Origin of the sequence: Salinithrix halophila (assembly GCF_042650125.1) — a bacterium.
Lineage (GTDB): Bacteria > Bacillota > Bacilli > Thermoactinomycetales > DSM-45169 > Salinithrix > Salinithrix halophila.
Genome location: NZ_JBHSAP010000018.1, coordinates 296,586 through 317,823, shown reverse-complemented (window position 1 = coordinate 317,823; position 21,238 = coordinate 296,586). Strand labels below are relative to the sequence as shown.

The following is a 21,238-nucleotide window of genomic DNA, read 5'->3' as shown; positions in this document are numbered from 1 at the left end:
CCCCTCTCCGATCTCCTGATGTCTAACACATTTTTGTCGAAGCAGCGCTGTATAAAGCCCGTCAACAAAGGGTTTCCGTGTTTACCCATTCCGCAATGAATTTTTGGCTACGCGCTGGTCGGAATTGGTTTTTCCGATCAGGCTTTGTTATTCTCCGCATTGGATGCCTGCCAGTCCCCCAGCTGGCGGGCATCGCTGTTTTTCCAGGTGATAATGGGTGCGGCCCTTTCGTACACTGAAAAAAGAAGGAGGATTTTTTAAAAAGGAGCGGTGGACATGCGTTATTTATTGCTGACCTTGGTTTTGGTGATGGCTAATTTTAGTGGCTGTCAGGTACCCGTTGCTCAGAAAGCATCAAAATCATCCCCTTCTTCCCAGATCCAGATGGTCAAGCAGGTGGAACAACAACTCAAGGTTAAGCAATACCCGTTTTTTCTTGTCCTCAATGGAAAAGCCCGATTTAAAGGAGAACAACGGGGCGAAGATTGGCGATTATACAGCGATCCATCAGAGGAAAAAAGGATCTCCATCGAGAAAAAAGGAAGTGTCATCCTTTTGTCCCGGGGTAAAAAAAAGGAAACCTTAAGGGATCGTCAATTCGGACTGCTATCTCCTCGGGATCATCTTCTCCTCCTTAAGGAATCGGTCACCTGGACAAAACGCCTTCCGGATCGGCAGACGAAAACAGGAACGCTCAAAGGAATCGAAACCCAACTGGATTCCGGGGTGCTTGGTAAAAAGCTGGGAGATTGGATGGGAAGAGCTTTTGATGATGGCGCCGCAACCAAAGCCAGTCGGAAATTCCGCCTTCGCTACCGAATCTGGTATCACCCCGAAACGGAGAAAACGGCTGAGCTCACCATCCGAATCATCCCCTTACAAGGGACTAAAGTCCAGACCCTGCATTATCGTTTCCAATGAGTGTAAATTCCATGTTTATCCTTAACACGAATGATATATATTCTATGATATACTAGAACACGATGAAACTTGGAATGTAGAAAGGGGGCATGACAATGACATCAATCCGCTGGCCTATCGCCGTGGTGAGTTTAGTTGTCAGCCTCTTCCTCTTATTTGGAGGGTACTTTGCTTATCAGAAGTTTCAAATCGAGTCTCCGATGGAAAAAGCCATCTCTCAAACATCCCATATCCGTGACTACTCGCTGCAGATTCAGCCTGAAAAGATCACGGTTCGTCTGATGGCCAAACCTTCATTTTCCCTGCAACAGGATTATATCCCCTTGCGGAGGAAACTGACAGACCTCGCCGATGACCGAAAGCTCTCCCTAAAACTGGAGGACAAAGCCGGTGGGGAATTGAAGGAAGCATGGAATCGGATGAATTTTGGGGTGAAGGAGGGAATCGCTCTCCAGCGATATACCCAGATTCCCCAGGCAGTTTCTAAAGAAGCAGACACCAAAGGAATCCGCTCCCATGTGATGATGGATGACCGTTATCTGTATATTGAACTAAGGCAGGGCAACCAATGGCTCTATCGGGTGCTTCCCCTGCATAAACCGGCAAGTGAGGTGAAGGATAATGGGTAAAGCAATCGCCTTCGGTGTGGCACCGGCACTTTTTATCTTTCTCCTTTATCAAGGTGTCAGCCCTCTTCCCTTGTTGGTAACGGCGGGGATTGCCGGGATGGCCTGGTGGCTCTTTAAAGCCCGGGCTGGCAGTCCGGCTCTGGGTCGTGGAAAACGGATGCAAAGGAAAGATTCGGTCCCTAACATCTCTTTCGATAAGATCGGCGGTCAGCAACGATCCAAGGAAGAGCTGAAAGAGGCTTTAGATTTCCTCATCCACCGAAACAAAATTCGGGAATACGGGATTCGTCCGATCAAGGGAATTCTTCTCTCCGGTCCCCCCGGAACGGGGAAAACTCTGATGGCAAAAGCCGCCGCTCACTACACCGATTCGGTCTTTGTGACAACCTCCGGCAGCGAATTTGTTGAAATGTATGTGGGTGTCGGAGCGCAACGGATTCGGGAGCTCTTTCAAGAAGCCCGAGCCGATGCGAAGAAAAACCACAAGAACAGTGCGATTATTTTCATTGATGAAATTGATGTAATCGGCGGGCAGCGTGAAGGAGCCCAACACCGGGAGTACGATCAGACGTTGAATCAGCTCCTGACGGAAATGGACGGAATCGCCACGGACCAGGAGGTTCAGGTCTTGGTGGTCGCGGCAACCAACCGGAAGGACATGTTGGATTCGGCTCTTCTCCGACCTGGGCGCTTTGACCGGCATATCTCGGTGGACCTGCCGGATAAGAAAGCCCGTGTGATGATTTTGCGTATGCACACGGAAAACAAACCGATGGCGGAGGAAGTGGATATTGAGCAGACGGCTATCGAGACCTTTGGCTTTTCCGGGGCGCAACTGGAAAGCTTAACTAACGAAGCTGCCATCTATGCGATGCGGGATGGTAGTGTAGTCATCCGCCAGGAACATCTCTCCCAAGCTATCGACAAAGTTATGATGGGGGAAAAGACCGACCGGGAAGCGACGCAGGAAGAGCGGGAACGAGTGGCCATCCACGAATTGGGCCACGCGATCATTTCCGAGTGGGTTCGACCAAAATCTGTTTCTCAGGTTTCACTCGCTCCCCGCGGCCAGGCACTTGGCTATGTACGGCATCATCCAGGGCAAGACCGGTATCTTTACACTCGCAAGCAGATCGAGGACCAAATTATGGTTTGCTTAGCAGGAGCCGCTGCGGAAGAGCAGATCTACGGTAACCGCTCCACCGGTGCCCAGAACGACTATGATCAAGCCAACCGCTATACCCGTACGCTGATTGAGGCGGGTTTGTCGGATCTGGGAATTATCGATAAAGATTTGGTAAGCAACGAGACACTGCATCAGGAATCTGCTAAAATCCTAAAGGAACTTCATAAAGAGACGGTTCATCTCCTGAACCGATACTCAGAAGTGTTTGAGCAGGCTCTGGATATATTGTTGAAGGAAGAAGTGCTCTCTGGAGAGCAGTTCCGAAGCCTTCTCGAACGATATACAAAAGAGCCGGTTCCCATCAGCAGCTGACGTTTGCAGGAAGGAGAATGGTTTTGTCAGAGATTCAGCATATTGTTGTGTACGGTGGAGGGACGATGGGACAGGGGATCGCCGAACTCCTTTCGAAAAAGGGGTTTGATGTGACGGTCATCGAAAAATCCGAAGCATTGGCTCGGGATGCTCGCCATCATGTGGAAATAAGCCTGGACAAGCAGCTTTCCAAATGGGGGATCACCCAGGCGGAGAAAAAGCTGACCCTCGATAAAATTACGTTCACAGCGGATGATTCCGCCCTCTCTCGGGCGGATTTTGTCATCGAGACGGTTACGGAGAATCTGGCGATAAAAAAAGAGGTATTCGCCCGCTGTGACCACTTGTGCCCGGAACATGTCATTCTGTCCAGCAACACCTCCACCCTGAGCCTGACGGAGCTGGCCGCCGTCACCCGTTGTCCGGATCGGGTCATTGGCCTTCATTTTCTTCATCCCAGCACCCGTGTTGATCTCGTTGAGATCGTGCGCGGGTTGAAGACGAGTACCACAACGGTGGAGAAAGCCAGCAGCTTTCTGGAGATTCTCCACCTTACCGGTGTGGAAGTCTTTGAATCTCCCGGTTTCGTTACCACCCGTCTCATCGTTACACTCATTAACGAAGCTCTCTATACCTCGATGGAGGGGGTGGCCACCCCTGAAGATATCGATACGGCGATGAAACGGGGGTATCAGTTCCCCTACGGTCCTCTGGAAATGGCGGACCGTTTCGGACTGGATTCGGTTTTAGCTGCCCTAGAGGGTCTGTTCCGGGAATACGGAGACACAAAGTTCCGTCCCGCTCCTCTCTTAAAGAAGCTGGTGCGTGCCGGCCATTTAGGTGTAAAGACAGGGGAAGGCTTTTTCCGCTACGATGAAGACGGCGACCGCCTAAAGGAGGGGGAAGCCCGGTGAAAATTCTGGTCATCAACTGTGGCAGTTCATCCATCAAATATCAGCTCTACAACATGGAAAAAGAAGAAGTTCTCGCCAAGGGTTTGGTGGAGCGGATTGGGTCGGAACAATCGATCCTTAATCACCAGGTTACCGGTAAAGAGAAATGGGTGGAAACGGCGGAAATCCTGGATCACCGTCAAGGTCTGAACAAGGTGCTCGCCATTTTGACCGATGATCAGCTAGGGGTGCTGGCCAGTGTCGATGAAGTGGGCGCTGTTGGTCATCGAGTCGTTCATGGGGGAGAGGATTTCGCCCAGTCGGTGGTTATCGACCAGGAAGTGATTCAAGCCATTCAGAAAAATGTCGACTTGGCACCGCTGCACAACCCACCCAACCTCCTGGGAATCGATGCCGCCCAGCATAGCCTTCCCCACGCTTCCCATGTGGCTGTATTTGACACGGCCTTTCATCAAACGATGCCAACACACAGTTATTTGTACGCTCTGCCCCGGGTATTGTATCGGAAGCACAAGGTACGCCGGTACGGCTTTCATGGAACTTCCCATCAGTATGTTGCTCACCAGGCAGCAGAGCTTCTCGGCAGGCCGCTGGAAGAGTTGAAGCTCATTTCCTGCCATATCGGAAACGGAGCCAGTTGCACAGCAATTGAAAACGGGCTCTCTATCGATACCAGTATGGGTATGACCCCGCTGGAAGGTCTGATGATGGGAACCCGGTGCGGAGATATCGACCCGGCGATCGTTCCTTTCGTGATGGCGAAAGAGGAGCTCACTCTCGGAGAAGTGACTTCGATGATGAACAAACACAGCGGACTGGTGGGAGTATCGGGTCTCTCCAGCGACATGCGGGAGATCACGGAAGGAGCGTTCGAAGGCGACAAAAATGCCCGTCTCGCTCTGGAAATGTATACGTATCGACTACGTAAACAGATTGGAGCTTATACAGCGGCGCTAGACGGTGTCGATGCGATTATCTTTACAGCTGGTGTGGGGGAAAACGCCTCGATTGTCCGCGAATGGACGGTAAACCGGATGAATTACCTAGGGGTAGAATTGGATCGAGAGAAAAATGCGGATCTTCCCAAAGGTCCCCAAGTGATCAGCACCCCGGAATCCCAGGTGAAGGTGCTCGTGATCCCCACCGATGAAGAACTGATGATTGCCAGAGAAACCCGACGGCTCGTCCGAGATTGAATAACAACAGACCGGCCCACAGCGGAGCCGGTCTGTGTTACAATACTCCCATCCCATGTACTGAATCAGAGAGGAGAAGCGCGATCAATGAAATTGTCCCGTAGGGTACAAAGTCTGACGCCTTCAAAAACGATCGAAATTACTGCTACTGCTAAGGAATTAAAAAAACAAGGCCACGATGTCATCGTACTGGGTGCGGGTGAACCCGATTTCAACACGCCGGACCATATCCTAGAAGCTGCCGACAAAGCGATGCGAGAAGGTCTGACCAAATATACCCCTGCAGGTGGTATCGCTGAACTGAAAGAAGCGATTGTCGCTAAATTTAAGAACGACAACGGCTTGCACTATGAGACGGATCAGATTGTGGTGACAGTGGGGGCTAAACACGCCCTTTACAACCTATTTCAGGTCATCCTGGACGAAGGGGATGAAGTGATTATCCCAGCCCCTTACTGGGTGAGTTACATCGAGCAGGTAAAACTGGCCGGTGGGGTGCCGGTGATTATCGAGGGTTTGGAAGAGAACCAGTTCAAGGTGACGCCTGATCAGGTGAAGGAAGCCGTCACCGATAAAACGGTCGCCTTCTTAATTAATAGCCCCTCCAATCCGACCGGATCCATGTATAGCCGGGAAGAGCTGGAGGCTCTTGGCCAGGTGTGTTTGGATAAAGAACTTCTCATCATATCCGATGAGATCTATGAAGATCTCATTTACGGAGACGAAACATCCGTCAGCATCGCTTCGCTCAGCCCCGAATTGAAGGAACGAACGATTGTCATCAACGGGGTGTCTAAGACGTATTCGATGACAGGTTGGCGGATCGGGTATGCGGCAGGGGATTCCCGTATCATCAAGGGGATGTCCAGCCTCTCCAGCCACAGCACATCCAACCCGACTTCGATCGCTCAATATGCTGCTTTGGAAGCTTTGACGGGAGATCAGGAGCCCGTCCGGAACATGCTGGCCGCTTTCCGCCAACGTCGTGATTATGTTTTGGGGCGGCTGCAACAGATGGCCGGTGTAAAATGCGCCACTCCTGAGGGAGCCTTCTATGTGTTCGCCAATGTCAAGGAAGCGGCTGCCCGTGGAGGCTTTGAGAATGCAGATGCCTGGGTGAAAGCCCTCCTGAAAGAAGAAAAGGTGGCGATGGTTCCAGGTTCAGCCTTTGGCTTTCCCGATCATGTTCGAATCTCCTACGCCACTTCCATGGATCAGTTGAAAGAAGCGATGGACCGGATGGAGCGTTTCACCCAAACCCGTTCCTGATGGCACCACCAAAAGAACCTCCTTGCCAGGCCAGGCGGGAGGCTCTTTTGAACTTTGGGATTTATGCTGAAGGAGGGTAGAAGCGGTCGGGGCTGAGAGGCGGCCCCAGGAGGGAGGATCCGTGCTGTCCAGAGAAAATGAGCGGCTTTGTCACGCATCCATTTCTCTAGGCAGTTCAACCTTGCCCGTAGCAGGATCACAGGTTCCAATCTTAACGGACTGCAGTCCCCATTCCCGAAGAGATTCACGCATCTTTAACACCAAATCAGTACGACTTCTGCAAACGGTGGGAACGATGACGGTGGTCTTTCCCTTCCCGCTGAAGATCTGCAATTGATGGGCGGTTTCCGCGCTTTGAAAAGTGGAGCAAGTCTCGACTTCGATAATATGGAAGATGGAATCCTTGAAGGCGATGATATCGGGTTTAAAATTTTCTCCAAGGACGGGGGGGACGCCATCTGACCATTCGATAGAATCAGCCTTGATTAAAAACCCTTTCCGCACCAGCTCTTTAGCGACTGCTTCCACCATGCGATTGTGCTTTTCCTGCCCCTTTGGGGAGCGAGTGGTTTGGGTTTGAGAAGTCAATCCGATGAGCCTCCTTTCCATTTTCTCCATTGTATCACCGGATCTGGCCGCCGGATATTCTCCTTTCGTCTTACTTTCCTCTAGACGGTTCAGCGTAGGATCTACCCTTTTGGGTTTGGGGAAACCAAAAACACCCCCTGCCTTCCAGTGCAGGGGGTGTTTTCCGTGATGAAGCCGGATTTAGTCTATGGTGACAAATTGAGAATCTCGGCTGTCGCACATTTTAGTGCGGTTCAATTATTAAGGGATTGCTCAGCTATTTCCTTGATATATAAGTTTCTTTTTTTCAAAAGACCTTCCATATACTTGGCTAAAAAAAGTTTATCGGCTATGCTGCCCAGAAATCCCCAGGGTGAAGTGTAATCGAATTTATCAATCATCTTAGTTTGATTCTTATAACCCACAAAAAAGTGTTCATGTTTGATTCTTTTAAAAGGTCCCTCTACCATTTCATCAACAAAATAATGTGGTGGATCAAATGCTGTAATCTTAGCCGTCAACCTTTGTTTGAGACCAAAATGAATCGCTTCCCAAGTGACGCTTTCATCTAATCCTATTAGGCCATTTGTGACACCTGCAACAGCCTTTTCATGTGTATGAGAGGTTGATTTCATATGGACGTCAATATTACGGGATAAATCGAAACATGTTTGGATAGGGGCCTTAATATAGAGTTCTAATGTGATAATAGGCATAACACTCACCATCCGCAGTGGGTAGATCGGCAAATATCAATTTCCTGGTGAAGCCCTATTTAAACTATGGCCCAAAAATCATGGTTTTTGTTCAATGAAGCTCTCGGAAGAGACCCACAACCTTCCCGAGGATGGCCACCTCAGGAAGGAGGATGGGTTCCATGTTATCGTTTTCGGGTTGCAGGCGGATATGGTCTTTTTCTTTATAGAAACGTTTGACGGTCGCTTCGTGTTCTGCAGTCATAGCCACGATCATGTCGCCGTTATCGGCTGACTGTTGTTGGCGAACCAGGACGAAGTCACCATCTAAGACACCGGCATTAATCATGCTGTCACCTCGAACGGAGAGAAGAAAGACGGAATCGTCACCGCCTACCATACGGCGGGGGAGAGAGAAGTAATCTTCCACGTTTTCCACCGCAGTGATGGGCTCGCCAGCAGTCACTTTCCCGACGAGGGGGACCATCACGGTGTTGGCCGCTAAGTCGGGGACCGCTTCCAGATCTTCTCCCAGCACTTCGATCGCTCGAGGCTTGGTAGGGTCTCGCCGGATCAGGCCTTTTTTCTCGAGCCGGGCGAGGTGGCCGTGGACGGTGGAACTAGAAGCCAAACCGACGGCTTCTCCAATTTCCCTCACGGATGGTGGATACCCTTTTTTCCGGACTTCCTGTTTTATGTAGTTTAAAATGGCTTGTTGCCGCGGTGATAACTTAGCCATGATCTTTATCCCCTTTCCGCTCGTTTCGTTTATCCGCCAGTCCCTTCGGAATCTAAAAGTCAGGGTATTTTCCTACAGTATACACGATTACGGAAGGCAGGACAAACATAGGTTCGAATTTCTGTGCGATCTGATATTGGGCGATTTCCAAGTTGGGCCTCACGGTGGAAGAGATAAAACGAAGCGACGGGATTCAGATCGCAGTAGCTGTTCTCCGCACATCGATGCACTTATGGTTCTGTAGGTAAGTAGGAACCCGTACGTATCGGCAGTTCCTTCAGGTTGCAACAAAAAAACAGCTGGACGACAGCTGTTTTTTTGTGGGTCAACGGTATTGAATGTAGGTGATTTCTTTCTTGAGCTCCCCTAATCCTTCCATGCTATGAAGGACAATGACAGGTACGATATCATCTTTGGTGGCGTCGGAGAGGGCGATGTTGACCAATTTTATATCATGATAGATGAAGGAAAAATCGATATGGTAGCGGACGTCCTGGGCATTGATCTGATGGTCGACTTTCCGGAGGTCACCACTTAATTTATTGAGCCGTTCTACAAGTTTTCGTTTCATTTCTCTGTTGAGTTTGTAGTTGGAGTATTGCTCGATCGTAATCTTGTATGTATCGGAGATTTCGTTGAGGAGGTGGTGACCTTTCAACTCCTTGAATTCATCGATATATTCTTGCGTGCGGTGTTTTTCGTAGAAGCCGTTCATCACCAAGGTGATTGCCACGACGACGATATAGACGAGAACAACGCGCAGCAGGCGCTTTAGCTTATCGTTCACAGGGTTCCCTCCTGCCTGTACACTTCTTCATACCCCATATATATGGACAGGGAGGCGAGGTTATGATGGCCTCGCCTGATGAACCCACGAAAAAAACCCCGACCGGGGTTTTTTTCGTTATCTCTCAGCAAAGAGTCGGCTCAAAGTATCCTGTACCGCCTGTTTCCCCTGATTGATACAATCGGGGATTCCGATACCAGCGTAGGAGGCACCAGCCAGGTAAAGGCCGGGTAGTTGGTGACGAATTTCCTCTCTCAGACGGTTGAGCCATTGAGCGTGGCCAACGGCGTACTGAGGCATGGCTTTCGGCCAGCGGGTGATTCGGGTAAAAACAGGAGGATTGTGGATCGATAGGATCCGGCGCATGTCCTCCCGGACACGACCAATGATGACTTCATCGGGCTCGTCGACGATGGTTTCGTCCCCAGAACGTCCCACATAGCATCGGATAAGGGCTTTTTCGGGAGGAACCGTATGGGGCCACTTCCGATGGGTCCAAGTGCAGGCGGTGATGGTGGTGTCTTCCCGCCTGGGAACGACGAACCCGGTACCATCCAGTTCAAGGGGCACATCTATCGCCTCAAAGCCCAATATGACTGTCGCCACGGAAGTGGGAGGAATCTCTTCAGGAGACGCAGGGAGGTTGTATCGACTAAGCAGGCGGCGGGTCACTTCATAGGGAGGGGTCGCGATGATTCCGTCTGCGGTGATGACCTCCCCCTCGGTAAGGGTGACCCGATACCCCTCTGCGGTCTTTTCTACCTCACGAAGCGAGGTGTTTTTCTTGACGGAAGAAGCCGGTAAGGTTTTTTCAATCGCTTCCACAAGGCTTTCCAAGCCCCGTTTTAGGGTGAGGAATTGTCCTTTTGGACGGCTGATTGCCTGTTTCGGTCGATTTTTTTTCATGCCCAGGATCAGACTGCGGTGTTTGGCTTCCATCTCGGCAAATTGGGGAAAGGTCGCTTGCAGGCTCAAGTGGTCAAGGTTACCTGCGTAGATGCCGGAAAGCAACGGTTCAATCAGCCGATCAACCACTTCATCTCCCAGCCGACGACGAAAAAAGGCCCCCACCGAGGTATCTCCCGCTGATTTTCGACGGGGGAGGAACAGATCTGCCGCCGCCCGCAGCTTTCCGGCAGGGGAGAAGAGTCGGGTGGTCACAAAGGAGCTCAGCTGGGTTGGAATACCCATAACAGCTCCTTCCGGGATCGGGATCAGTTGGTGATTTTGTAGAATATAGGCTTGGCCTGTCCGGTTGCGTACCAACTCTTCTTCCATCCCAAGATCTGCTACGAGTTGTTTGGCGCTGGTTTTCCGCTCCAGAAAGGAATCCGGCCCTTTTTCCATCACGAAACTGTCAGCCCGTTCCGTTTCGATCTTCCCGCCGAGGCGGGAAGTCGCTTCCAGTAGAGTGAACGTCAGCGGAAGGCCTTTCTCCCGCGCTTCCTTCTCCAGGTAAAAAGCAGCAGTGAGGCCCGTAATGCCACCACCGGCAATGACAATATGACGTGGTTTATCCATGACGGATCTCATCCCACTTCCTGGAGACCACGGTGGCCAGGCAGTCGATAAATGCCGGGTTGGCGTTGGGCATTTCGGGTCGGTAGTAGTGAGCGCCGAGCTCATCACAGACTACTTTGCATTCGTAATCATTGTCATAGAGGACCTCCAAGTGCTCCGCGACGAACCCGAGAGGGCAATAAATAAAGGATGTAAACCCGTCTTGATGAAAAAGCGAGCGGGTCAGGTCTTGCACATCAGGGCCTAACCATGGTTCCGGTGTCTGACCGGCGCTCTGCCAGCCGACGGCGTAATTTTGGATACCTGCGGCTTCTGCTACCCGTTTGGCGGTCTCTTTCAACTGTTCCGGATAGGGATCGCCATGTTTGAGGATCTTTTCAGGCAAGCTATGGGCAGAAAAAACGACGACGGTACGTTCTTGTTCCTGTTCCGGTATCCGACGGAGGGTCTCTCGGATTCGCTCAGTCCAGTAGCCAATAAATTTGGGTTCCCGATACCAACTCTCGACGGCATGGATCCGGGGACCACCTAATTTTTCCCCTTCCTCCCGGGCCCGACCGTTATAAGTTTTGACGCTGAAGGTGGAATAGTGGGGGGCCAGGACGATACTGACGGCGTCTTCCAGCCCGTCACGGTTCATCTCTTGGACAGCGTCCTCAATAAAGGGATCGATATGTTTGAGTCCGAGGTAGAGCTGAAAGGTTACGTCCTCGTACATCGTGTTCAGTTTGTCCCGCAGGCGTTCCCCTTGTTCTTCAGTGATGCGGGCGAGAGGAGAGATCCCCCCGATTTTTTCATAGCGGTCTTTTAGATCCTGGAGAAGGTTTTCCGAAGGCTTTCGCCCGTGGCGGATATGGGTGTAATAAGGCTCGATATCCTCCCGTTTGCGGGGAGTTCCGTAAGCCATGACCAGCAGGCCGATTTTTTTCTTGGGCATGACCAAAAAAACACCTCAGTTCTGCTTTGAATAGTCGTGGATGAAGGCGGTAAGCCTTTGTAGGGTTTCCACCCGGACTTCAGGGTAGGTACCATGTCCCAGGTTAAAGATATGACCCGAGTGTTTTGCGCCCTGATCCAGGATCTCCCGGGCTTTGTCCTCGATCATTTCCCATGGGCCCAGCAGAAGGGAGGGATCCAGGTTTCCCTGCAAGGGCTTCTGAATTCCCAACTCTTCCCGTGCGGTATCAATGGTCGTGCGCCAATCCAAGCCTAAGACATCCGCCGGTAGGCGGTCCCATTCTGTCAACAAGTGTCCCGCACCGATTCCGAAATAGATCGTCGGAACATCTGAGGCTTCCTTTATTTCGGCGAAAATCCGGTGCATCACGGGGGCCACATAGCGGTGGTAATCTTCCCGGTTGAGGGCGCCCACCCAAGAGTCAAAGATCTGGACGGCCTTTGCTCCGGCTGCGATCTGAGCCTTCAGATAGGTGACGGTGAGGGAAGCTAACTTATCCATCAGCGCTTCCCAAGCCTTAGGTTGGGCATACATGAAACCTTTCGTTTGATGGTAATTTTTCGATGGGCCACCTTCAATCATGTAGCTGGCGAGGGTGAAGGGGGCCCCGGCGAATCCGATCAGGGGGACGGTCAATTGTTCTTCCAGCATTCGGATGGAATCCAGGATAAAGGGAAGATGGCTTTCCGGATCCAGCTCCCCCAACCGGTAGACATCTTCCCAGTGGCGGATCGGGTTGCCGATCACGGGGCCAATACCTGAACGAATGTCCACATCGACGCCGATCGGTTTCAGCGGCGTCATGATATCCGCGAACAAAATCGCCGCATCGACTCCCAGCTGCTCGACAGGCAGTCGGGTAACCTCCACGCAGACTTCCGGGATTTCGTTCATTTCAAAGAAAGAATATTTTTCACGGATTTTGCGGTACTCCGGTTGATACCTGCCTGCTTGTCTCATATACCAAACGGGGGTATAATCCACGGCCTCCTGGCGGCAAGCACGCAGAAATGTATCATTGAAATTTTTGGGCATGAGGACACACCTTTCACTATTTAGAACAACTATAAATAATCTCCCTTTTTATTATTACCACAACCACCCCCGTCTGTGAAAGAAACAGAGAAAGTGTCATCAAATCGCCGTCTGGGAACCCGGAAAACAGGCCAAAATCTTCCGGACACTCCTATCGCAAATAGAAGGGGGTATGAGGCATTTTTAAGTGATTTACGATAGAATACCTTTCCACTATCATTTTCAGCTCTGTAAACCCCGTTTATTAAGGGTGTTTTTTTCGTGGTAGCCCTATCAATTTCCATTTTAAAACTTTTTAACAAGAAAAAACCGGAGGTATCTCCGGTAGCAGAAATCAATATTTCACATCGAAGGCTCTTCGGTTCATAGAAGGCTCCCTATTTTTCACATCCACCCGTTCTACCCGAGAAAAAGGACTGCCTTTACGAACGGCTTCCAGGAATTTTCGGATGGCGTCTTTTTCTCCTTGGGCGTCGATCTCTACAGTACCGTTTGGGTTGTTTTTGACCCAACCGACGATTCCTAAGCGACTAGCCGCCTGTTGCGTATGAAATCGGAAGCCGACTCCCTGAACACGACCGTGAACGATCAGGTGTTTCCGTTGCATGGAATCCTCCTTCTCAAGGAGATGTCTCTATCATGATACCATTTCCGAAGAAGTCATTCCGAGGGGTAAACCCTCCTTTTCACATCAACTCATTCAAACGGTCGAGAGCACCGTCTTTTTCCGAGTTGATGACATGGGTATAGATCTGCGTGGTTTGAATACTGGAATGTCCTAAGATTTCCTGAACGACCCGCAAGTTCTCCCCGTTGGATAGGAGGAGGGTGGCCAAGGTATGGCGCAGCTTGTGGGGGGAGATGCTGGCCGCTTTAGGAGGGAGATTGGCCTCCCGTACATATTTACGGAGGATTTCCCCTACCCCTTTGCGGCTCATCCGGGTGCGATTTTTGTTGAGAAAGAGGGCGTGCTGGTGTTCTGCCGGCACATGTTCCCGCGGTCTTTGAGAAAGGTAGGCTTGCAGTCCTTCGGCGGCGGTGCGGTTCAGTTTCAGCATCCGTTCTTTGCCGCCCTTGCCAAGAACAATGATGTGCAGGGAGTCGCGGTCGCTCTGGATGCTGTTGAGATTGAGTCCTACGAGCTCTGAGACCCTCATGCCGGTGTTCAGGAAAAGGAGAATCATTGCCCGGTCCCGCTCTTCATACCAACGGTGGCGCCTCCGTTTCTGCTTTTCGTAATACTGACTCACAGCCTGGATGAGCCGCATCGCCTCTTCTTGGGTCAGAAAGACGGGCATTTTTTTAAGGTTCCTGGCCCGCAGGCTGGCATCTTCGTATTCTTCCATCGGGTCGCGAGCCAGGAAATGGGTTTTGACCAGGTAGCGAAAGAGAGAACGGATCGAGGCTCGCTTTCGTTGTTTACCGGCCCGAGAGTTTTCCCGGTAGTGTTTCCGTTCTGTCCAATGTTCCTGAATCTCACCCGTGACAGGATCTTTCTTGTGGATTTTCACATGGACGGTCCGTTCGTAGCCGTTTTCAATATGCCGGAAGAATCGTTTCAGCACTTTGGGATCGACGTCTTCCAGGGCCACTCCTTTGGATTCGAGATAGTCGAAAAAGAGAGAAAAATCATAGGCGTAGTTGGCAATCGTCTGTTTGGAACGATCAGCACTGATCATCTCAAGGAAAAATTCTTGCACATCCTCGGGAAACCTAAGAATAATCCGATTGATGCTCTCCGGCAGACGCCGGGAGAAGATCTCTGACAAGGGTTTCACTCCTTCGAGACTTTTGTAACGGTACTAATAGATATATCACGCCAGCTAGGAAAAGACCACCCCCCTGACTTCCGATACGGTACCATTATCGGAAGTTAGGGGGGATGGCATCGAAATGGATAAAGTTTCTTAGCGAGGGACAACGTAAGAGGTAGCCATAATGAAATGGAGAGAAATACCATGGGCTTTTTCAAAAAAATCTTTCGCAGCCACCCTCGTTCTCAGAACCATCCGGGCACAGAAGGTCATGAAGAGGTGCAGATGGTTTCTCCTTCTGTCTCAGACAATTTAGCCTATATAAGGAAATCCCTGTTTCACACCCAGGATCTGAAAACCCGCGAGCTCTCCTATCATGGGCGCGACGGTGTGTTAGTCTATCTGAACACAATGACGGCCTTCGAAAAAATCCAGGACGGAATACTCAAACCGATGTCCCTAAGTGAAGGAGAAAAGCCTTTAGAGGAGGTGCTCACTTCTCCGCAAGTGGAGACAGAGGAGGAGCTGGATCCTGCCATTGAACAATTGATTCACGGTCATATCATTCTCTTCTTTGAAGGGTTAAAGGAATGTTATGTCGCTCAAGCTCATGCCGTCTACCGACGAGCGGTCGCCGAACCGGACCATGAAAAGGTACTGCGAGGCTCCCATGAGGGATTTGTGGAGAACTTGTTGGTCAATCTCCACTTGGTTCGCAAACGGATAGATAATCAGCAGCTGATGGTTCGCTATTTAACAGTGGGAAAAAAAAATAAAGCCAAGCTGGCCCTGGTATATATGCACGATTTAGCAAGTTCTGAGATCGTGGAAGAGGTGGAACGACGGCTGCAATTCATCCGGGCCGATTCCATTTTATCGTCGGGTTATGTACAAGAGTACCTAGAGGGGAGCAGCTACTCACCCTTTCCGCAGATGTTAAACACCGAGCGGCCCGATCGGGTAATCGGAAACCTCATGGAAGGCCGGGTGGCCATCTTGATGGAAGGAACCCCCACGGCTTTGATTGTTCCGATCACATTTACCGCTTTTTATCAGTCGATCGACGATTACAACATGAGACCCTTTATCGGATCGTTTTTTCGCCTGATCCGGTTTATCAGCTTTTTCCTCGCCATTTTTCTGCCTTCGTTTTACATTTCGATCGTCTCTTTTCACTATGAAGTGATCCCTTCCGAACTCGTGTTCCCCATGAAGAGCAGTGTGGAGATTGTTCCTTTTCCGCCCATATTGGAAGCGCTCCTCTTGGAGCTTACCGTTGAGTTGATCCGGGAAGGCGGGATTCGTTTGCCTGCTCCCATCGGGCAAACCATCGGGATCGTCGGCGGTTTGGTGATCGGGGAATCGGCAGTTCGAGCGGGATTGGTATCCAATACGATGGTGATCGTCGTGGCGTTGACCGCTATCGCCTCCTTTGTGGTTCCCTCCAACGAGATGGGCGCCTCGGTTCGAATTCTTCGCTTTCCCATGATGGCGTTGGCCTCCCTGTTCGGCTTTCTGGGAATGATGTTCGGGGCACTGTTGCTCTTGATTCACCTAACCCGGTTGGAATCTTTCGGGACACCTTTTTTTGCCCCGGCCATTCCCTTGCGGCTGAAAGATATGAAAGATATGATTGTTCGTCTGCCTTTGTGGAAACTAAACGAACGACCGGCAGACGCCAAGCCACAACAATGGAACAAAGAACGTCATTCAAGGGGCTGGAAGCGAGATGACCCGCAAGAAAATTAGTATCTCCCCGACACAATTTATGTTTATCGTTCTTCAGACTCAGGTGGGCACGGGGATTATATCCCTCCCGCATGGTGTTCACGCAGAAGCGAAGGGAGACAGCTGGCTAGCCGTCCTGATCGCGGGATTGGTAACTCAACTGCTGATTCTGTTGATCTGGGCCTTGAACAAACGTTTTCCTTCCCAATCTCTCTATGAGTTTCTACCCCGGCTGACGGGGAAGTGGCTGGGAAAAATCCTAATTTTGGGGTACAGTCTGTTTTTTTTGATTCTCTCCTCTATGGCCCTCATCCTCTACTTCGGTATTATTCGCACCTGGATGCTCCCGGAAACGCCACGCTGGATCATCAACGGTCTGATGATAGTCGCCACCGTCTACATGGGGATTTCCAACTTGAGACAGATCGCCCGTCTGTTCGTGTTTGTTTCTGCAGTCGTGGCCATTCATGTACTGATCGCCACACTCACTTACTTTGATCCTTATACATCGACGAACATCGATTACATCTTTCCGTTGGCGCAGATCGCCGGTCCGATCAAGCTCTTAAAAGGGGCGAACGAGAGCACTTTCGCGATGACGGGATTTGAAACTATGTTGGTGCTTTACCCTTTTGTTGAGGGGAGCCCTGCCGCTAAATTAAAAGCGGCTTCCCTGGCCAATTTCGGGACGACTCTTATTTATGTATTTATCACCTTTACCGCCCTTCTGGTATTCAGCCCGGTGGAACTGGACATGATTCCCTCACCGATTATCTATATGTTGAAAGCTTTTAAATTTCCGCTGGTGGAACGGCCGGACTTGTATTTCCTCACTCTTTGGATCATATCCGTCTTTACTACAATGGTGAGCTTTCTCTATACGGCCACACTGGGGTTTACCCGGTTATTCAATCAGCATGTTCACCGAAAGTGGATACTCTGGGCGGGATTGCTCGGTTATGCGATTTCCTTTATTCCCTTCAGTAAATTGGAAGTAGAAAAGTTTAATGAGGTCGTTAACATCTTGTCCTATATTTTTATCGGGGGACTTCCCTGCATACTGCTGATTCTCTCTTATCTGCTCGGCAAAAAAGATGAGAGGGGGGGAGTGGCATGAAACGGATACTGTTGTTGATTTTCTCTCTTCTTTTGCTCCTATCCCAGACCGGCTGTTGGGACATCACCTTGTTAAAAGACGCCCGTCTGGTCGTTTTGGCTGGATTAGACCGAACACCAGAAGGCAAACTGCTGACCACTGCAGTTATTCGTGAATCGAAGGTTGCGGAGGGGGGGCAAGAACTAACCAACGTGATTTTGAAGAGTACCGGTCATACCCCCCGTGAAACTCGGGACAACGCTGATCGCCGATTAAACGACCGGTTTGATCCCTCCAAAAACCGAACCCTGGTCCTAGGAGAAAAATTAGCCCGAGAAGATATCTATCCTATTTTAGACATTTTTTTTCGGGATCCAAAAAGTGCCCTCAATGCGCATTTTGCTGTCGTTAAAGGGAAAGCAGAGGATTTGTTGGATCTAAACAAAGTGGGGGATACCATGATCGGGCAATTTGTCGATGAAACGATCTCCAGCGCCGAGACGAGCACCCTCGTTCCTCAGGTCAATATCAAAAGCATCTCTCCGATGATGTTCGATCCGGGTCAGGATTTTGCGGTTCCTTACCTGACAAAAGAAACCGGGGATCTTCAAGCAGCGGGAATTAACAATAAAAAAGATGTGTCGGTGGAAGGGATCGCCATGTTCCACGGTCGTCACATGACTGGAACCCTCAATCGGGAAGAATCGCGATTGTTTCTGTTGATGGCGGATAAAAAGAATCGAATCGCTCGAATGATTATGCAGGTGGATCCCGGTAAGGCCGCCGATGTCGGTTCCTATATCACCATCGACATCGGAAAAATGAAACAGACATTGGATGTTCAAATCCGTCCCGATGGAACGATCCAGGCGAATGTAAATCTGAATATGGATGTAGCTGCTATCGAATACCCGAAAGATAAACTGACCGAGCCGACGATCATCGATCGGTTGAACAAAAAGGTTTCTGAAAGCTTAACCCACCAAGCCACCCAAGTGGTGAAGAAAATGAAGCGATCCCGCTTTGACGGTTTTGGTATCGGTCGCCGCATTATGGCCCACTATCCGGAGAAATGGCAAGGGGCGAAGTGGTGGACTAAAACCTATCCCAAAATTACGATCCGCCCACGAGTAACCGCCCGGATCATCGGACACGGGATTGTGAATTGAACCCTTAAGGAGGGAGGAAGCAGTGGGTGGAAATCAAAATCGTATCACCCGGGGGCAATTACTGTTCATCATCCTCCAGACACAGATTGGTTTTGGGATCCTCACGCTTCCTCACAGTGTCCAGGAATACGCTAAGGGAGACGGTTGGATTTCCGTTCTGCTCGCAGGCCTAGGGGTTCAAGTGATGATCGTAATCATGTGGTCGTTGAATCGCCGTTTTCCATCTCTGACACTATATGATATCTTGCCTCGCCTGATCGGAAAATGGCCGGCTAAGATCCTCATTTCCGGATATATCCTGTTTTTCTCTATGGTTGTCATCGTAGTTCTAGTCCTCTTTTTTCAGATTATCCAAACGTGGATGCTCCATGAGACACCACGCTGGGTGATTACCGGATTGATGGCGACCACCGCCATCTACTTGACGATCTCGCCCCTGAAAAAAATTGGTCGTTTCTACGCGTTTGTTTCAGGGTTATCAGCGCTCTTAGTCGTCATTGCGACTTTAGCCCTCTTCGATCCGTTTACAAAAGTCAACATCTATTACATTCTTCCTTTGGGACAGATCGCTGGCCTGGTCAACCTCTTGAAAGGGGCAAACGAGAGCACTTTTGCCTTGATGGGATTTGAGATCATGATGGTGATCTATCCCTTCACCGAAGGGAGTGCCCGGGATAAACTAAAAGCCGCTTCCCTTGCCAATCTGATCACCATATTGGTCTATCTGTTTATCACCCTGACCGCACTCACGATATTCAGCCCGGTAGAAATGACGATGATCCCTTCTCCCGTCATCTATATGCTGAAATCCTTTCGGTTTCAGTTGGTGGAACGACCGGACTTATATTTCCTCACTCTCTGGATCATTTTAGCGTTTACCTCCACGTGCTCGGATCTTTATGTGGCATCACTGGGAATGGCCCGCCTGCTGAACCAGAAGTCCCACTGGAAATGGGTGCCCTGGATCGCCCTGATCTGTTATGCTGTTTCATTTATGCCTAGAGATCAGTTTGAGGTAGAAATGTTAGACCAAATACTGAGAGTCCTGTTCTACATATTAATCGTCGGGATGCCACCTGTTTTACTGGCGATTTCCTTGCTTTTCGGCAAAAAGGAGACCAGAATGGATAAATCTCGTGACTTTTAATATGACAAAAATGGATTGTAAACCAGCCCCGCAAGAATAAGATATGAAAGGCGGCACTAACCAAAAGTATCCGCCGGGAAGGAGGTGGGAGATGTCCCTATACGCACCTCCGCCAGTGCCTCCAGCGGAGATGGTTCAGATCATCCGAAACGGACTACCTCCGACTCCCTGCCCCCAGACGATTTTGATCGCCGGGGCGGGAATGGCGGGGTTGGTCTCCGCCTCGTTGTTAAAGGAAGCCGGTCATCACGTCATTCTCTTCGAAGCCTCTGATCGGGTAGGAGGAAGAGTGTTCACGATGCGCTCCCCCTTTTCGGAGGGGTTGACCTTTGAAGTGGGAGCGATGCGCATACCGGATACGCATTATTTAGTATGGGAGTATATCCGAAAATTCCGTCTCCCCGTCAACCGATTTATCAATGAAACGCCTTCCGACATCCTTGCTGTCAACGGAGTTTTGACCCGCTTAAAAACCTATCAACAAGACCCTTCTATCCTCGGCTTTCCGGTCATTCCGAAAGAGAGAGGGGAAACAGCGACCCAGTTGTTTCGAAGCCTTATGAAGAAGTTGATAGAAGGGTTTCATAACAATACCCACGCGATGATTCAATTTCTCAGTCGTTACTCAGTCGATCAAATCCTCCACCAACCTCCTTTTGGCGCTCCGTTATCCCAAGGGGCGATCGACATGATCAAGGTGATTCTGGATACAAGCGGAATAATGGAGCTTTCTTTTATCGATGTAGCCCGTCTCATTACGATCTTGACCGATCCGGAGGTTCAGTTTTATGAGATCACGGGAGGGAACGACCGTCTGCCTGCATCATTCCTGCCTCAGTTAAAAGAAAACCTCTTGCTAGAACGAAAAATGACGGTGATCCTCCCTGAAAGAGACAAGGTTACAGTCCAGGGTGTGGACCAGAAAACGGGGCAGCCGTTTCAACTATGCGGAGACCGACTGATCGTTACCTTGCCCTTTTCCGTCCTTCGTATGGTAGATATCGTTCCAGTTACGGCCTTTTCCTACGAAAAACGAAAAGCGATCCGCGAACTCCATTACACGCCGGCTTCCAAGGTGGGAATTGAATTCGCAGATCGGTTCTGGGAAGAAAACGGGTCGAGGGGAGGAAGGACGATCACGGATTTACCCATCCGGTTTACTTATTACCCCAGTCATAATAGCGAACCCTGGAACCCGGCCGCAGTCATGGCCAGCTACACTTGGGGGGATGACGCACTTCTCTGGAATGCCTTGGATAACCCAGAAGCCATGGAATTGTCCTTACGTAACATGGCGTCCATTTTCGGGCCGGTGGTCTATGAAAAATTCCGCAGAGGAATCTCTTACAGCTGGTCTCGGTCCTCCTACGCTGCCGGGGGATTTGCCATGTTTAAACCGATGCAGGAAACGGAATTATCTCATGCCATCGCCACACCGGAAGGAAGGGTTCACTTCGCTGGGGAACATGCCTCTACTACCCGGGTATGGATGCAGGGGGCTATCGAGTCAGGGGTCAGGGTTGCGAAAGAAGTGCATGAATCATGGATGAAATAACCATGAACCTCTCCCACTTACGCTAACGCTAAGAAGTGGGAGTTTCTTACCATCAGAACC

Annotated in this window: 20 protein-coding genes; 11 read left to right on the top strand and 9 right to left on the bottom strand. The window is 50.3% G+C overall.

Going from position 1 to position 21,238, the window contains the following annotated elements:
* Positions 1-276 precede the first annotated feature (276 nt).
* From ACFOUO_RS14525 to ACFOUO_RS14500, 6 genes are all read left to right on the top strand, one after another.
* The gene (locus tag ACFOUO_RS14525) at positions 277-921 is read left to right on the top strand and encodes a hypothetical protein (protein ID WP_380705867.1); all 645 of its coding nucleotides are present in this window, start codon (positions 277-279) and stop codon (positions 919-921) included.
* Positions 922-1,016: 95 nt separating this feature from the next.
* On the top strand, positions 1,017-1,550 hold the full coding sequence (locus ACFOUO_RS14520; RefSeq protein ID WP_380705866.1) for a hypothetical protein: 534 nt from the start codon (positions 1,017-1,019) through the stop codon (positions 1,548-1,550).
* On the top strand, positions 1,543-3,048 hold the full coding sequence (locus ACFOUO_RS14515) for an AAA family ATPase (RefSeq protein ID WP_380705865.1): 1,506 nt from the start codon (positions 1,543-1,545) through the stop codon (positions 3,046-3,048). The genes ACFOUO_RS14520 and ACFOUO_RS14515 overlap by 8 nt, the downstream gene beginning before the upstream one ends.
* 23 nt (positions 3,049-3,071) lie before the next feature.
* Complete coding sequence (locus ACFOUO_RS14510; protein ID WP_380705864.1) at positions 3,072-3,962, top strand: 3-hydroxyacyl-CoA dehydrogenase family protein; 891 nt, start codon at positions 3,072-3,074, stop codon at positions 3,960-3,962.
* On the top strand, positions 3,959-5,158 hold the full coding sequence (locus ACFOUO_RS14505; RefSeq protein WP_380705863.1) for an acetate kinase: 1,200 nt from the start codon (positions 3,959-3,961) through the stop codon (positions 5,156-5,158). The genes ACFOUO_RS14510 and ACFOUO_RS14505 overlap by 4 nt, the downstream gene beginning before the upstream one ends.
* 87 nt (positions 5,159-5,245) lie before the next feature.
* The gene (locus tag ACFOUO_RS14500) at positions 5,246-6,427 is read left to right on the top strand and encodes a pyridoxal phosphate-dependent aminotransferase (protein ID WP_380705862.1); all 1,182 of its coding nucleotides are present in this window, start codon (positions 5,246-5,248) and stop codon (positions 6,425-6,427) included.
* A 150-nt stretch (positions 6,428-6,577) separates the two neighbouring features.
* Here ACFOUO_RS14500 and ACFOUO_RS14495 read toward each other — a convergent pair whose 3' ends face one another.
* From ACFOUO_RS14495 to ACFOUO_RS14455, 9 genes are all read right to left on the bottom strand, one after another.
* On the bottom strand, positions 6,578-7,015 hold the full coding sequence (locus ACFOUO_RS14495; protein ID WP_380705861.1) for a hypothetical protein: 438 nt from the start codon (positions 7,013-7,015) through the stop codon (positions 6,578-6,580).
* A gap of 233 nt (positions 7,016-7,248) precedes the next feature.
* Entirely contained in the window at positions 7,249-7,710 is a 462-nt protein-coding gene (locus ACFOUO_RS14490) for an SRPBCC family protein (protein ID WP_380705860.1), read from the bottom strand.
* Between the two features lie 91 nt (positions 7,711-7,801).
* Positions 7,802-8,428 (bottom strand): transcriptional repressor LexA, encoded by a 627-nt coding sequence (gene lexA / locus ACFOUO_RS14485; RefSeq protein ID WP_380705859.1) that lies wholly within the window; start codon positions 8,426-8,428, stop codon positions 7,802-7,804.
* A gap of 325 nt (positions 8,429-8,753) precedes the next feature.
* The gene (locus tag ACFOUO_RS14480) at positions 8,754-9,215 is read right to left on the bottom strand and encodes a hypothetical protein (protein WP_380705858.1); all 462 of its coding nucleotides are present in this window, start codon (positions 9,213-9,215) and stop codon (positions 8,754-8,756) included.
* Positions 9,216-9,332: 117 nt separating this feature from the next.
* Entirely contained in the window at positions 9,333-10,736 is a 1,404-nt protein-coding gene (gene hemY, locus ACFOUO_RS14475) for a protoporphyrinogen oxidase (RefSeq protein ID WP_380705857.1), read from the bottom strand.
* Positions 10,729-11,673: a ferrochelatase gene (hemH, locus tag ACFOUO_RS14470; RefSeq protein WP_380705856.1), complete on the bottom strand. Its 945-nt coding sequence runs from the start codon at positions 11,671-11,673 to the stop codon at positions 10,729-10,731. The genes hemY and hemH overlap by 8 nt, the downstream gene beginning before the upstream one ends.
* Before the next feature lie 15 nt (positions 11,674-11,688).
* On the bottom strand, positions 11,689-12,729 hold the full coding sequence (gene hemE / locus ACFOUO_RS14465) for a uroporphyrinogen decarboxylase (RefSeq protein ID WP_380705855.1): 1,041 nt from the start codon (positions 12,727-12,729) through the stop codon (positions 11,689-11,691).
* A 334-nt stretch (positions 12,730-13,063) separates the two neighbouring features.
* Positions 13,064-13,336, bottom strand: coding sequence for an acylphosphatase (locus tag ACFOUO_RS14460; protein ID WP_380705854.1), 273 nt, complete (start codon positions 13,334-13,336; stop codon positions 13,064-13,066).
* A 79-nt stretch (positions 13,337-13,415) separates the two neighbouring features.
* Positions 13,416-14,498 (bottom strand): tyrosine-type recombinase/integrase, encoded by a 1,083-nt coding sequence (locus ACFOUO_RS14455; RefSeq protein ID WP_380705853.1) that lies wholly within the window; start codon positions 14,496-14,498, stop codon positions 13,416-13,418.
* A gap of 189 nt (positions 14,499-14,687) precedes the next feature.
* On the opposite strand from ACFOUO_RS14455, the gene ACFOUO_RS14450 reads away from it, so the two are divergent.
* From ACFOUO_RS14450 to ACFOUO_RS14430, 5 genes are all read left to right on the top strand, one after another.
* Positions 14,688-16,232, top strand: coding sequence for a spore germination protein (locus tag ACFOUO_RS14450; protein WP_380705852.1), 1,545 nt, complete (start codon positions 14,688-14,690; stop codon positions 16,230-16,232).
* Positions 16,213-17,328 (top strand): GerAB/ArcD/ProY family transporter, encoded by a 1,116-nt coding sequence (locus ACFOUO_RS14445; protein ID WP_380705851.1) that lies wholly within the window; start codon positions 16,213-16,215, stop codon positions 17,326-17,328. Before ACFOUO_RS14450 ends, ACFOUO_RS14445 begins: the two co-directional genes overlap by 20 nt.
* Complete coding sequence (locus ACFOUO_RS14440) at positions 17,325-18,476, top strand: Ger(x)C family spore germination protein (protein ID WP_380705850.1); 1,152 nt, start codon at positions 17,325-17,327, stop codon at positions 18,474-18,476. The genes ACFOUO_RS14445 and ACFOUO_RS14440 overlap by 4 nt, the downstream gene beginning before the upstream one ends.
* Positions 18,477-18,498: 22 nt before the next feature.
* Complete coding sequence (locus tag ACFOUO_RS14435) at positions 18,499-19,623, top strand: GerAB/ArcD/ProY family transporter (RefSeq protein WP_380705849.1); 1,125 nt, start codon at positions 18,499-18,501, stop codon at positions 19,621-19,623.
* 91 nt (positions 19,624-19,714) lie between these two features.
* Entirely contained in the window at positions 19,715-21,178 is a 1,464-nt protein-coding gene (locus ACFOUO_RS14430) for a flavin monoamine oxidase family protein (RefSeq protein WP_380705848.1), read from the top strand.
* The last annotated feature ends 60 nt before the right edge of the window (positions 21,179-21,238 follow it).

Excerpts from the sequence above, each read along its gene's own strand:
- ACFOUO_RS14520 (WP_380705866.1), top strand. The coding sequence starts at position 1,017 with ATGACATCAATCCGCTGGCCTATCGCCGTGGTGAGTTTAGTTGTCAGC.
- ACFOUO_RS14490 (WP_380705860.1), bottom strand. The coding sequence starts at position 7,710 with ATGCCTATTATCACATTAGAACTCTATATTAAGGCCCCTATCCAAACA.
- ACFOUO_RS14515 (WP_380705865.1), top strand. The coding sequence starts at position 1,543 with ATGGGTAAAGCAATCGCCTTCGGTGTGGCACCGGCACTTTTTATCTTT.
- hemY (WP_380705857.1), bottom strand. The coding sequence starts at position 10,736 with ATGGATAAACCACGTCATATTGTCATTGCCGGTGGTGGCATTACGGGC.
- ACFOUO_RS14430 (WP_380705848.1), top strand. The coding sequence starts at position 19,715 with ATGTCCCTATACGCACCTCCGCCAGTGCCTCCAGCGGAGATGGTTCAG.
- ACFOUO_RS14450 (WP_380705852.1), top strand. The coding sequence starts at position 14,688 with ATGGGCTTTTTCAAAAAAATCTTTCGCAGCCACCCTCGTTCTCAGAAC.
- ACFOUO_RS14460 (WP_380705854.1), bottom strand. The coding sequence starts at position 13,336 with ATGCAACGGAAACACCTGATCGTTCACGGTCGTGTTCAGGGAGTCGGC.
- hemH (WP_380705856.1), bottom strand. The coding sequence starts at position 11,673 with ATGCCCAAGAAAAAAATCGGCCTGCTGGTCATGGCTTACGGAACTCCC.
- hemE (WP_380705855.1), bottom strand. The coding sequence starts at position 12,729 with ATGCCCAAAAATTTCAATGATACATTTCTGCGTGCTTGCCGCCAGGAG.
- ACFOUO_RS14525 (WP_380705867.1), top strand. The coding sequence starts at position 277 with ATGCGTTATTTATTGCTGACCTTGGTTTTGGTGATGGCTAATTTTAGT.
- lexA (WP_380705859.1), bottom strand. The coding sequence starts at position 8,428 with ATGGCTAAGTTATCACCGCGGCAACAAGCCATTTTAAACTACATAAAA.
- ACFOUO_RS14445 (WP_380705851.1), top strand. The coding sequence starts at position 16,213 with ATGACCCGCAAGAAAATTAGTATCTCCCCGACACAATTTATGTTTATC.
- ACFOUO_RS14500 (WP_380705862.1), top strand. The coding sequence starts at position 5,246 with ATGAAATTGTCCCGTAGGGTACAAAGTCTGACGCCTTCAAAAACGATC.
- ACFOUO_RS14440 (WP_380705850.1), top strand. The coding sequence starts at position 17,325 with ATGAAACGGATACTGTTGTTGATTTTCTCTCTTCTTTTGCTCCTATCC.